Origin of the sequence: Streptomyces sp. MMG1533 (assembly GCF_001279775.1) — a bacterium.
Classification (GTDB): Bacteria; Actinomycetota; Actinomycetes; order Streptomycetales; family Streptomycetaceae; genus Streptomyces.
In genome coordinates this window covers 41,019-53,615 of the sequence record NZ_LGDG01000041.1, presented here as the reverse complement: position 1 = coordinate 53,615, position 12,597 = coordinate 41,019, and the positions used below count along the sequence as shown (strand labels likewise).

The 12,597-nt window shown below is 73.5% G+C and carries 9 protein-coding genes; 4 read left to right on the top strand and 5 right to left on the bottom strand.

The features are described 5' to 3' along the window. Positions 1-4: 4 nt before the first annotated feature. The 5 genes from ADK57_RS07290 to ADK57_RS07270 are packed head-to-tail and all read right to left on the bottom strand — an operon-like array spanning position 5 to position 4,419. Positions 5-874, bottom strand: a complete 870-nt coding sequence (locus ADK57_RS07290; protein ID WP_053748528.1) for a biotin-dependent carboxyltransferase family protein — start codon at positions 872-874, stop codon at positions 5-7. Next, the gene (gene pxpB, locus ADK57_RS07285) at positions 871-1,500 is read right to left on the bottom strand and encodes a 5-oxoprolinase subunit PxpB (RefSeq protein ID WP_053748527.1); all 630 of its coding nucleotides are present in this window, start codon (positions 1,498-1,500) and stop codon (positions 871-873) included. Before pxpB ends, ADK57_RS07290 begins: the two co-directional genes overlap by 4 nt. Further along, positions 1,497-2,255 carry a LamB/YcsF family protein gene (locus ADK57_RS07280; protein ID WP_053748526.1) on the bottom strand — a complete coding sequence of 253 codons (759 nt, stop codon included), beginning with the start codon at positions 2,253-2,255 and terminating at the stop codon, positions 1,497-1,499. The genes pxpB and ADK57_RS07280 overlap by 4 nt, the downstream gene beginning before the upstream one ends. A 20-nt stretch (positions 2,256-2,275) precedes the next feature. After that, positions 2,276-3,097: a putative hydro-lyase gene (locus tag ADK57_RS07275; RefSeq protein ID WP_053748694.1), complete on the bottom strand. Its 822-nt coding sequence runs from the start codon at positions 3,095-3,097 to the stop codon at positions 2,276-2,278. A 20-nt stretch (positions 3,098-3,117) separates the two neighbouring features. Next, positions 3,118-4,419, bottom strand: coding sequence for an MFS transporter (locus ADK57_RS07270; RefSeq protein ID WP_053748525.1), 1,302 nt, complete (start codon positions 4,417-4,419; stop codon positions 3,118-3,120). Positions 4,420-4,589: 170 nt separating this feature from the next. On the opposite strand from ADK57_RS07270, the gene ADK57_RS07265 reads away from it, so the two are divergent. The 4 genes from ADK57_RS07265 (at position 4,590) to ADK57_RS07250 (ending at position 12,554) form a co-directional block, all read left to right on the top strand. Next, a complete protein-coding gene (locus ADK57_RS07265) occupies positions 4,590-5,297 on the top strand; it encodes a GntR family transcriptional regulator (RefSeq protein ID WP_053748524.1) in 708 nt (235 codons plus the stop codon). Positions 5,298-5,376: 79 nt separating this feature from the next. Then, complete coding sequence (locus ADK57_RS07260; protein ID WP_053748523.1) at positions 5,377-6,903, top strand: hypothetical protein; 1,527 nt, start codon at positions 5,377-5,379, stop codon at positions 6,901-6,903. A 103-nt stretch (positions 6,904-7,006) separates the two neighbouring features. Beyond that, positions 7,007-7,897, top strand: a complete 891-nt coding sequence (locus ADK57_RS07255) for a hypothetical protein (protein ID WP_053748522.1) — start codon at positions 7,007-7,009, stop codon at positions 7,895-7,897. Between the two features lie 34 nt (positions 7,898-7,931). After that, positions 7,932-12,554, top strand: coding sequence for a hypothetical protein (locus ADK57_RS07250; RefSeq protein WP_053748521.1), 4,623 nt, complete (start codon positions 7,932-7,934; stop codon positions 12,552-12,554). Positions 12,555-12,597: the final 43 nt, after the last annotated feature.

The following is a 12,597-nucleotide window of genomic DNA, read 5'->3' as shown; positions in this document are numbered from 1 at the left end:
GAGTTCACCCTCGGCGTGCGGCCACGAAGCGCACCGGCGTGCCCGGTACCGCCTGTGCGGCGGCCGGGAGGTCGGCCGAGCGGACGACCGCGATCACCGGATAGCCCCCGGTGGTCGGGTGGTCGGCGAGGAAGACCACCGGCCTGCCGTCGGGCGGGACCTGGACGGCCCCCAGCACCATGCCCTCGCTGGGGAGTTCGCCGGACCGGAACCGCTCCAGGCAGGGCCCCTCCGTGCGCAGCCCGATGCGGTTGCTCGCGGACGACACCCGGTAGCCGCAGGAGGTGAAGGCCCGTACGGCCTCCGGCGTGAACCAGTCGTCGCGTGGGCCCGGCGTCACCCTCAGGACGAGTTCGGCCGGGGGCGCCGGCTGGGGGGCGACGTCCACGCGCGCGTGGAGGGCTTCGGGGCTCCCCAGGGGCAGCACCGCGCCGTCCGTCAGCGGCGGCGGGCCCAGGCCCGAGAGGAGGTCCGTGGAACGGCTGCCGAGCACCGGTTCCACGGCGACGCCGCCGGAGACGGCCACATAGCCGCGTACTCCCGCGACGGCCGCTCCGACGTCCAGGAGCGCGCCCGCGGGCACGCGCACCGGTGCGCCCCAGGCGACCGGGCGTCCGTCCACGGTCACCCGGCAGGGTGCGCCGGCGACCGCCACGGTGACCGTCGAACGGGGCCGCACCGCGCAGCCGTTGAGCGTGGTCTCCAGGACGGCCGCCTCGGGGCGATTGCCCACCAGCCGGTTGGCGAGGGCGGCCGCCGGGCCGTCCAGCGCGCCGGAGCGGGGGACACCGAGGTGGGCGTGCCCGGGGCGTCCCTGGTCCTGGACGGTGGTGAGTGCTCCGGCGCGTACGACGGAGAGCGCGCGGTCCGTCATGCCGCGTCCGCCGACGGACCCATGGGGATGAAGCGCACGCGCGTGCCCGGCGACAGCAGCGCGGCCGGCACGCGCGCGTGGTCCCACAGCACGGCGTCCGTGGTGCCGATCAGCTGCCAGCCGCCCGGTGACGAGCGCGGGTACACGCCCGTGTACGGGCCGGCCAGCCCCACCGAGCCCGCCGGGACGGCCGTACGCGGGGTGGCCCGGCGCGGGACGTCGTAGCGCGGTGGCAGGCCGGCGAGGTAGCCGAAGCCGGGGGCGAACCCGCAGAAGGCGACGCGGAACTCGGTGCTCGCGTGGATACGGGCCACCTCCGGCTCGGAGACGCCCCAGAGGGCGGCGACGTCGGCCAGATCGGGGCCGTCGTAGCGCACCGGGAGCTCGACCACGTCACGGGCGCGCGGGGGTGCGGGCGGGACCTCGGCGGCGGTCAGTTCGGACGCCAGGCGGGCCGGGTCGGCGAGGCCGTCCAGGAGGACCGTGCGGGCCGCGGGGACGATCTCGCGGACCGACAGCGAGCCCTCCGCACGCCGGCGCAGCAACTCCGCGTGCAGGGCCTGGGCCTCGTCGCCCGAGGCCACCTCGACGAGCAGGGCGTCGTCACCGACGGGCAGGGCCCTCATGCGAAGGCCTCCACATGCACGCCCGACGTCTCCAGGCGCTCCCGGACCCGGCGGGCCAGCTCCACCGCGCCGGGCGTGTCGCCGTGCAGGCACAAGGAACGCGCGCGTACCTCGATGCTCGTCCCGGAGTGCGAGGTGACCGTGCCGAGCCGGGCCAGGCCGACCGAGCGTTCCACGACGGCCTCCGGGTCGGTGAGCACGGCGCCGTCCCGGTGGCGCGCGACGAGCGTGCCCTCCTCGGTGTACGCGCGGTCCGCGAACGCCTCCGTGACAGCCGGCAGGCCCGCCTTCCCGGCCAGTTCCAGCAGGCGTGAGCCGGGCAGTCCGAGGACGGGCAGCGCGGCGTCCGCGAGGAGGACGCCCTCGACGACCGCGCCGGCCTGCTCCTCGTCGTGCACGACGCGGTTGTAGAGCGCGCCGTGCGGTTTGACGTACGACACGCGCGTACCCGCCGCGCGTGCGAAGACCTCCAGGGCGCCGATCTGGTAGGCCACTTCGGCCGCCAGTTCGGCGGGCGGCACGTCCATCGCGCGCCGCCCGAACCCCGCCAGGTCACGGTAGGAGACCTGGGCGCCGATCCGTACCCCGCGCCCGGCCGCCAGCTCGCACACCCGCCGCATGGTGGCCGCGTCCCCGGCGTGGAAGCCGCACGCCACGTTGGCACTGGTGACGACGGTCAGCAGCTGCTCGTCGTCGGTCAGCCGCCAGCGGCCGAAGCCCTCGCCGAGGTCGGCGTTCAGATCGATGGAGGTCATGGATCCTTCGCTACTCCTTCTCAAGCCACGCGGTACTGCTCGTCGCGGGCGTCGGTGAGAAACATCTGGCCCGGTGCGTGGGTGATGGCGAACGGCGGGCGCGAGGCCATCACCGCGGCCTGCGGGGTCACTCCGCAGGCCCAGAACACCGGGATGTCGTCCGGTTCGGCGTCCACCGGCTCGCCGAAGTCGGGGTTCCCGAGGTCGTCGATGCCCAGCCCCGACGGGTCGCCGCAGTGTACGGGGCTGCCGTGCACCGCCGGGAGCAGACTGCTCTCGCGGATGGCGGCCGCCAGATGCTCCGGCGGCACCGGGCGCATGGACACCACCAACGGGCCGTGCAGCCGGCCCGCCGGACGGCACTCGCGACTCGTCACGTACATCGGGACGTTGCGGCCCTGCTCGACGTGGCGGATCGGGACGCCCGCCCCGGACAGCGCCCACTCGAAGGTGAAGCTGCAGCCGATCAGGAACGACACCAGGTCGCCGCGCCAGTGCCTGCGCACGTCGGTCGGCTCGTCCACCAGTTCGCCGTCCTGCCACACCCGGTAGCGCGGCAGATCGGTGCGCAGGTCGGCGCCGCCCGCGAGGACGGTGGTCCAGGAGCCGGCGTCCGTGACATCCAGCACCGGGCACGGCTTGGGGTTGCGCTGGCAGAACAGCAGCATGTCGTACGCCCAGTCGGCGGGCACCGAGATCAGGTTGACCTGGGTGTGGCCCGCCGCGACCCCGGCGGTGGGGCCCGCGAGCCCCGCGCGGAAGCGGGTCCGGGCGTCTTTCGGGCTCCACGCGTGCGCGTGCTCGTCGACGAGGGTCAGGGGGCGGTCGTTCGTCACCGTCAGGGCGCGGTCTTCCGTGCGGTTCACGCGAGCTCCTTTCCACGCGTCTCCGGCAGCCCGAGCAGCGCCAGGGCGGCAAGGCCGTAGCCGATGGCGCCGAAGACCAGCGCGCCGCCCACACCCCAGCTGTCGGCCAGGAAGCCGACCGTGGTCGGGAAGACGGCGCCCACCGCGCGACCGGTGTTGTACGTGAAGCCCTGCCCGGTGCCGCGCACCGCCGTCGGGTACAGCTCGCTCAGGTAGGACCCGAAGCCGCTGAAGATCGCCGACATGCAGAACCCGAGGGGGAAACCGAGCACCAGGAGCAGGGTGTTGGCGCCGTCCGGGATGTTCGCGTAGGCCAGGATGCACACGGCCGACAACAGTGCGAAGAGCCAGATGTTGCGACGGCGGCCCAGCCGGTCGGTGAGGTAGCCGCCGGTGAGATAGCCGAGGAACGCACCGGAGATCAGGAACGTCAGGTAGCCGCCGGTGCCTACGACGGAGAGGCCGCGCTCCGTCTTGAGGTAGGTCGGCACCCAGGTGGCGAGGGTGTAGTAGCCGCCCTGGACGCCGGTGGAGAGCAGGACGGCGAAGGCCGTGGTGCGCAGCAGACCGGGCTTGAAGATCGCCGCGAACGAGCCCTTCTCGGTGCTCTGCTCCCGTACGGCGATCGCCTGCGGTGCGTCCTGCACCCGACGCCGCATCCAGATGACCAGCAGCGCGGGCAGCGCACCGGTCCAGAACATGATCCGCCAGGCCATGTCGTCGCCGAAGAACGAGAACACCAGGGTGTACATGATCGCGGCGAGCGCCCAGCCGACGGCCCAGGAGCTCTGGATCGCGCCGAGCGTGCGGCCCCGGTGCTTGGCGCTCGCGTACTCGGCGACCAGGATCGCGCCGACCGCCCACTCGCCGCCGAAGCCGAGTCCCTGGAGGGCGCGGAAGACCAGCAGGGTCTCGTAGTTGGGCGCGAAACCGCAGGCGACCGTGAAGACCGCATAGGTGATCACCGTGATCATCAGCGCTTTGACGCGGCCGACCCGGTCGGCCATCACGCCCGCCAGGGCGCCGCCGATCGCGGAGACCACGAGGGTGACGGTGGTGAACAGGCCGGTCTGGCCGCTGTCCAGGCCGAAGTACGCGGCCAGCGCGACCATGCTCAGCGGCAGCGTGAAGTAGTCGTAGGAGTCAAGGGCATAGCCGCCGAAGGCGCCCGCGAAGGCGCGGCGGCCGCGCGGTCCGAGGGCCCGCAGCCAGCCCAACGCCCCGTCGTCGGCGGGGCGTTCGTCTGTCGCGGGCTGTGTGTCGGCGCTCAGGGCCTGCGGTGGAGGGGTCGTGCTCATGGGCACCTCGCAGAGGGAGGACGGAGAGTGCGTGAGGAGTGAGCCGTGCCGTGCGGAAGCCGTGGCGTCGTCGAGCGGGACGACGTCGTTCGTAGCAAGGTAGGGGATCGTTGAACGATCCTTCAATACCCGTGTTGTTTCGTTCTTGTATCTGCGATTGAATTCCGGGCATGGCAGAGCAGCTGGCGGGACTGGCCGACGACCGCGCCCTCCTGGGCCGCACCAGCACGGCCGAACGGGTTTCGGACATCCTCAGGAGCCGTATCGCCGAGGGGTTCTTCCCGCCCGGGACCCGGCTGTCGGAGGACAGCATCGGCGGCGCGCTCGGCGTCTCCCGCAACACGCTGCGCGAGGCGTTCCGGCTGCTCACGCATGAGCGTCTGCTCGTCCACGAGTTGAACCGGGGGGTCTTCGTCCGGGTCCTGACCGTCGAGGACGTCGAGGACATCTACCGCACCCGCGGCCTCGTCGAGTGCGCTGTCGTACGGGGTCTCGGTGAGCCGCCGTACGCTCTGGACGGCCTTGCCGAGGCCGTGGCGGAAGGGCAGCGGTCGGCGCGCGAAGGTGACTGGAAAGTACTGGGTACGGCCAATATCCACTTCCACCGGGAGCTGGTCGCGCTCGCGGGGAGCGACCGCACCAGCGAACTGATGCGCAGCGTCTTCGCCGAACTGCGCCTCGCCTTCCACCTGGTGGACGACCCGCGCCGGCTGCACGAGCCGTACCTCACGCGCAACCAGCAGATCCTTGAGGCGCTGCAGGCGGGGGACAAGGGCGAGGCCGAGAAGCTGCTCGCGGTGTACCTCGGGGACTCGCTGGAGCGAGTGGTCGAGGTGTACCGGCGGCGGGTCGGTGAGGAGGGGGCGGGCATCGGCTGAGGCTCGTCGGGCCCGAGTGACGACCGTCGCATCTGCGTCGTTTGGGTCGTTGTCAGACCGAGGACCTAGTCTGTGCACCGTGACTTCGCCTGCATCGACGGACAGCGTTCCGCCCCAGCTCAGCGCGGGGCCGCGCCCCGCACCGGGCCCGGCCGCCGACGAGGGACTGGCGCGGCGGCTGCGCGCGCTCGCCTGCACCGCGCCGCTGCACGACCTCGACGCGCGCAAGGCCAACCTCGCGGGCGAGTACTCGGTGTACGGCATGGCGGAGGTGGCCCTCGCGGCCATCGACCTGGTCACCCTGAACATGGACTTCGACACCGGCGCCGACCACGACCAGATCGTCGCCCGGCTCATCCCGCGCATCGCCGCCCAGGCCCCGCAGCGACCCGTCGCCGAGCACGAGCGGGTGGCCCGCTGGGTCCTGGAGAACCTGATCAACGTCGGCAGCGTGGACCGCGGCTTCCGGGCCGTGTACGGCACGTTCGCGCCGGACGGCACGTATGTGCGCCGTGACTACGACTTCAAGCTGATCGAGGAGGTTCCCGGCCCCGGCGGCTCGGTCTATCTCCGCACGACCGACGAGGCGGTCAACGTCCTCGTCGGCGCCCTCGACACCGATGTCACCAGCGCGCAGATCGCCGCCGAGGTCAAGCTGGAGGTGCTGATCAGCCGGGGCCGCCTCGCCGACGCCCAGCTGGCCGCCGAGCAGGCCCGGTACCGCACCGTCCAGTACTCGGAGACACTGCGCAGGGCGCTGGACGCGACCCGGCGCAACGTCCGGGCGGTGGACTGGCTCAACACCGTGCCCGACATGATCGCCGAGGCCCTCGACCACGTCGCCGACCGGTACCGCCACGAGAACGCGATCCTCACCAACATCCGCAAGGCGCGCGACGAGTCCGAGGACCCGGAGCAGAAGCGGCGTGCCGCCGAGCTGGTGGACATCGTGAAGGACTGCATCCGGCGGCACACGCAGCTGCAGTCCCGGCTGCTGGAGGCCGGGCCGCTCTTCCGCGCCGAGCAGGACCGGCAGGCCTTCGCCACACCGATGACGACATCGGGGACGGACCTGTACGGCCATCTGCTCGCGCCGGTCCTGCCGCTGCCTCTGGAGCAGGCGGTCCGGGTCACGGATGCGTTCTTCGCGCGCGGGACCGGGTTGCGTACGCCGGTGTCGGTGCGGGTGGGTGACCTTGTCGACATATTGCTGACGCCGCCGATGGAGCGGGAGCACCTGGGCGCGGAGATGCCGGAGCCGGATCTCATCGCCACCCCGGACGACAGCCGGTTCAGCGAGGAGCAGCTGGCTTCGGCGATGGAGCTCCTTGACCTGCCGGCGGATGCGCCGCGGCGGCTTTCGGGGCTGCTGGCCGAGGCTCGGCGGCAGGATCCTGATCTGCCCTACCTCGTCGCGTTGTTGGCGGTGCATGCGGCCAGCCCGCCGGTCGGTACGGCTTACCGGCAGGGCGAGGAGAAGCTGCTGTTCGCCGTGGACGACGGGACGGAGTTGGACGATCCGGAGTTCGGTGGGGCCGACCTGATCGTGGGGACGGCCTTGTTGGACGCGGTGGGGATGGCTGCGGGTCGGACGGAGGCCGCGTGATGTCGTTCTTCGGCTGCGGGCCGGCTGTGGTTGCCCGCGCAGTTCCCCGCGCCCCTGGGCGGGCAGCCCGCCCCTCCGTTTTCAAGTCCAAGGAGCTGCCGTCGTGACTGAGCACGTCGAGTGGAGTGAGCCGGAGGCCGCTGCCCTGCCGGTGAGCGCCGCCGTCACTCCCGCCGACGCCGCCGACGCGGCGCGGCTCGTCGCCTTCGGGTTGCAGCCCAAGCTGCAGCCCGCTCGCGACCAGGAGTACACGGAGCTGTTGCGGCGCTATCGCGAGGATCCGCCGTTCGCTCGGCTCGCCGACGCCGTGGCCGCCGGGCTGGGACTCGTCGTGCTGGAGGTGTCCCCGCGCGCGGGGATGGCCGTGACCGCCGCCGAGGACTCGGTGTTCGCCGTGCGGATGGGCGACTACGCGCGCCGGACGTCCGCCGACGGCGGGGACCGGTTCCTGCACGGGCTGGCGCATCTCGCCGTCGCCGCCATGGCGTTCCCGCGGCCCGAGGATCTCGCCGACGACGGCTACATCGGGCGGGTCTCGGTCAACGGCGTCGACGCGTTCGTACGGCAGGCGTGCCGGCGTCTGGAGGAGCGCGCCGACGAGCAGGGCGAGAACACCGACCCGGCGACCGACGCGCCCGGTCTGGAGGCCGCCTGGCGGATCTGGGTCAGACGCAGCGCGACCGGTGCCACCAAGGACGCGCGCCGGCTCGCCGGTTCGACGACCGGCATCGTCGGCAAGGCCGTCGCCTTCCTCACCGACTCCGGGTTCCTGCAGCGGACCGGGGACGACAGCGGCGGTACGTACCGGACCACGGCCCGCTATCAGCTCCAGGTGCGGGACATGGCGGGCAGTGCCGCGATGGCCGAGTTGCTGGAGCTGGGCGTCGTTCCCGTCACCGACGGGACGCCGACCCTGCTGCCTCCCGAGGACACCGACGACCTGGAACTGGTGGCCGACGCCGGGCTGCCGTTCCACGCGCCCGCACAGTCCTGACCCCCCACCTGCCGAAGACTTACGAGAGTCCGCCATGTACGAGCTGTCCCGGGTCCGCCTCTACTCCATCGGGCCCGCCGGTGCGCGCTACGCCGACACCGTGCTTGACCTGCGCGGTGTGGGCGAGCCCGTGCCCGACCCCGCGCCCACCCAGGCGGAGTTCTTCGAGGAGGAGCCCGTCGGCCCGCCGCGCCGGCCCGCGCCCGCGGGGGTGCTCTTCCTGGAGAACGGCGGCGGCAAGTCCGTCCTGCTCAAGCTGATCTTCTCCGTGATGCTGCCCGGCCACCGCAACACCCTCGGTGGTGCGAGCTCCGGTGTGCTGCGCAAGTTCCTGCTCGCGGACGACTGCGGTCACGTGGCGCTGGAGTGGCAGCATGTGCTGACCGGCGAGTGCGTCGTGGTCGGCAAGGTGAGTGAGTGGCGCGGGCGGCAGGTCTCCAACGACCCGCGGAAGTTCGCCGAGGCCTGGTACTCCTTCCGGCCCGGGCCCGGTCTGAGCCTCGACAACCTGCCCGTCGCCGAGTCCACCGCCGTACGGTCGTCCGTCGAGGGCCAGTCGGGCGCCCAGGGGCGTCGGCGGACCATGAAGGGCTTCCGGGACGCGATCACCGAGGCGGGCAAGGCGTACCCGCATCTGGAGGTGCACTGGGAGGAGATCCACGACCGGTGGATCGAGCACCTCGGCGAACTCGGCCTCGACCCCGAACTCTTCCGCTACCAGCGGGAGATGAACGCCGACGAGGGCGAGGCGGCCGGCCTCTTCGCGGTCAAGAAGGACTCCGACTTCACCGACCTGCTGCTGCGCGCGGTGACGGACACCCGTGACACCGACGGCCTCGCCGACCTGGTGAGCGGCTTCGGCAACAAGCTGGGACGGCGCGGCGAGCTGATCGCCGAGCGGGAGTTCACCGCCGGGTCGGTCGACCTGCTCGGCCGGATCGTCGAGGCCGCCGAGACCCGCTCCCGCGCACGTGACGTCCATACCGGGGCCGAGCGCCGCACGAGGACCCTGGCGCGCCGGCTGTCCGCGCGCGGGGCGCGGGAGCGCGTCCGGGCCGCCGATCTCGCCCAGCGGGTCACCGCCGCCGCGTACGCCGTCACGCACTCCGAGGCGGCCCGGGAGCGCAGCGCGCTGATCGCCGCCGAACTCGCCTACCGGCACGCCTCGTTGGCGCTCGCCGCCGCCGAGAAGTCGGCCGCCGCACAGAAGCGTGAGCTCGCCGACGCGCGCACGCTGCACTCCGCCTGGCAGGCCGCCGAGGCCGTGCTGCGCCATCGCGCCGCCGCCGACCGGGTCGCGCGCGTGGCCGCCGCGATCCAGGAGGCCGAGCGGGACGCGGCCCCCGCGCTGGCCGCCCGGGCCAGGGCCGCCGTCGATCTCGTACGGGCCCTGCACGCGGCCGCGGAGGCCGCCGAGACCCTCGCCAACGAGGAGGAGGAGCGGTCCGCCGCCCTCCAGGAGGTCAGCGACTCCTCGTACCGGGACTCCACCTCCGCCGCCACCGAGGCGCAGCGCGCCCGCAGCGAGGTCGGGCATCTTCGCCAGCGGCTGACCGAGGTCGAACAGGAGACCGCCGAGGCGGTGCGCGCGGGCTGGCTCGACGACACCGCTCCCGACGCCGACCCCGCGCGCGCGGCCCTCGCCGCCAGCGACGCCGAGAAGGCGGCGGTCGCCGCCTGGGACACCGCACGGGAGGCGTCGAGCCGGGCCACCGAGCACGCGCGTGAAGCGGCCGCGGCCGAGTCCCGGGCGGAGCTGACCGCGGCGCGGGCGGAGGACGCGGCCACCGCGGCCGAGCGGTCCCACGAGGCCGAGCGCCGTCTCGCCGAGGCCCTGGCGGCCGAGGAGCGGCTGGCCGAACTGCTGAGCCTGACCGGCGGCGACGCGCGCTCCTCCGTGATTCCGCAGCCCCGGCAGGACACGGACGACGGCAACCGGCAGGCCCTCACTCCCGAGGACCTGGACCGCTTCGCCGACGAACTGCGCGAACTGCTCGACGACGCCGTCTCCTCCGCCGAGCGGCAGCTCTTCGAACTGCGGACGGCCGCCGCCGACGACTCCCGCATCCTCGGCGCCCTCGGTGACGGCGGACTGCTGCCGCCCGGCCCGGACGTGCTGGCGACCGTGGAGTTCCTCGGCGAGCACGGCATCCCGGCGCTGCCCGGCTGGCGCTACCTCGCTCAGGCCGTCGACCCAGCCGACCATGCGCGCGTGCTGGCCGCCCGGCCGGAACTGGTCGACGGCGTGATCATCACCGACCCCGACACGCACGCGCGTGCCCGCGAGGCGCTGAGCGACGCCGCGCTGCTGCCGCGGTCCGCGGTGGCGGTCGGTACGGCCGCAGCCCTGCTCGCACCGACGCCGGCGCCCGACACGGACAGCGGTGACGTGTTCCTCGTACCGCCGAACCCGGCCATGCACGACGAGCACGCCGCCGACGAGGAGCGGCAGGCACTGCGCGCGCGGGCGACCGAGCGGGACGAGGAGATCCGGGCGCTCGCGGCCCGGCTCGGCAAGGACCGGGAGCTCTCGGCGCGGCTCTCCTCCTGGCGCACCGGCTGCCCGGCCGGGCGGCTCGTCGAGCTGGCCCAGGCTGCCCATGACACGCGCGTGTTCACAGAGGAGTCCGAGGCCGAACTCGACGAGGCACGGACCGTCCGGGCCGAGGCCGACGAAGCCGCCGCCGAGGCCGTCCAGGTCCGGGACGAGCGGCAGGAGGCGGCGCAGAAGGCGCGGCGCGCCGCCGACGCCCTCGCCGGGCTCGCCTTCCGGCTGCGCGAGCGAGCCGGCTGGCAGGTCAAGCTGCGCGAACTCGCCGACGAAGCCGCCGAGTCGGAGGCCCGGGCCCAGACCTGCCTGGAGCGTGCCCGCGCCGCCGACGAGGACCGGCGTGCCGCCCAGCGTGCCGCCGACGACGCCCGCCGCACCGCCCGCGCGCTGCGCGCCGAGCGCTCCGAGATCGCGGGCGCCCCCGACGACGTACCGGAGAGCGAAGCGGCGGATCCGACGGCGTCCCTGCCCGCCTTCCGTGAGGCCTATCGGGCCGCTTCCCAGCTCTACGAGAAGGTCGGCGTGGGCGCCGACCTGCGGGCCGAGCAGGCCCGGGCGGAGAGCGACGAGAGCGCGGCGCGCGCGGATCTGGACCGGCTGAGCAACAAGGTCCGCACGCGCGCGGAACAGCTGCTCCAGTCGCCCGACGGCTCCGACGGGCCGTCCCGGCAGGCCGCCGTCGCGCGGGCCGAGGAGCTGGTGCAGCTCCTGGAGACCCGGATGTCCAGCGCGAGCGAGCAGCTCGGGCGCCTGCGCGGCGAGGCCGAGCGGCACGCACCCGAGGACGGCGCGGCGCACACCGAACTGCCGGAGGAGCTGCAGCCGCGCGACGCCGAGCACGCACAGGCACTGCTGAGGACGGCCACCGCCGAACTCGCCTCCCGCACCGACGCGTTGAGCCAGGCCCGGGAGGCGCACGGCGAACTCCTCGACGCGCACCGCGCCGCCGAGGACGCGGCCGGCGGCTTCGACGAGATCGCCGCCATGCTCCGCGACCTGCTGCGCGAGCACGCCACCGAGGAGGAGCAGGAGGAGACCGAGGCCTACCCCGGCAGCCCGGAGGAGGCCCGGCAGTCCGCCGGCGAGGCCCGCCGGTCCCTGCGCGGCTGCGCCGCCGACCTGTCGGCCGCCGAGGCCGCCGTACGCGAGGCGAGCGACATCCTCGTCCGGCACGCCAACTCCACCCGCTACGAGCAGGTCCGCACCCCCGCCCGGCAGCAGATCCGCGAACTGCCCGCCTCCGCGCTGCCCGAGCACGCCCAGAAGTGGGCCGACGCCTTCGCGCCCCGACTCCGCGTCCTCACCGACGAGTTGGAGCAGCTGGAGCGGAACCGGGACTCGATCGTGGACCGGCTGCGCGGGCTCGTCGAGTCGGCGCTCGCGACCCTGCGGTCCGCCCAGCGGCTGTCCCGGCTGCCCGAAGGGCTCGGCGAGTGGTCGGGGCAGGAGTTCCTGCGCATCCGCTTCGAGGAGCCCGACCAGGCCATCCTCACCGAGCGGCTCGGCGAGGTCATCGACGAGGCGACCCGGGCCGCCGTAAAGAAGAACTCCGACCTGCGGCGCGACGGAATGTCGCTGCTGCTGCGCGGGGTCGGCGCGGCGCTCCAGCCCAAGGGCGTCGCCGTCGAGATCCTCAAGCCGGACGCCGTACTGCGCGCCGAGCGCGTGCCCGTCGGGCAGATGGGCGACGTGTTCTCCGGTGGTCAGCTGCTGACGGCCGCCATCGCCCTGTACTGCACGATGGCCGCTCTTCGCTCCAATGACCGGGGGCGTGACAAGCACCGGCACGCCGGCACCCTGTTCCTCGACAACCCGATCGGGCGGGCCAACGCCACGTATCTCCTGGAGCTCCAGCGTGCTGTGTCGGACGCGCTGGGCGTCCAACTCCTGTACACCACCGGCCTGTTCGACACGACGGCACTCGCCGAGTTCCCGCTGGTCATCCGGCTGCGCAACGACGCCGACCTGCGGGCCGGGCTGAAGTACATCAGCGTGGAGGAACACCTCCGGCCGGGGCTGCCGCGTGAGGCTCCCGCCGGGGAGGCCGGGCACAGCGAGATCACCGCGACGCGGATGTTCAAGCGCCCGGCGCCGAGTGCACCGTAGATCTACGGTAGTGGGGAACTGCGGGCCGTTCGTGGCTGGTCGC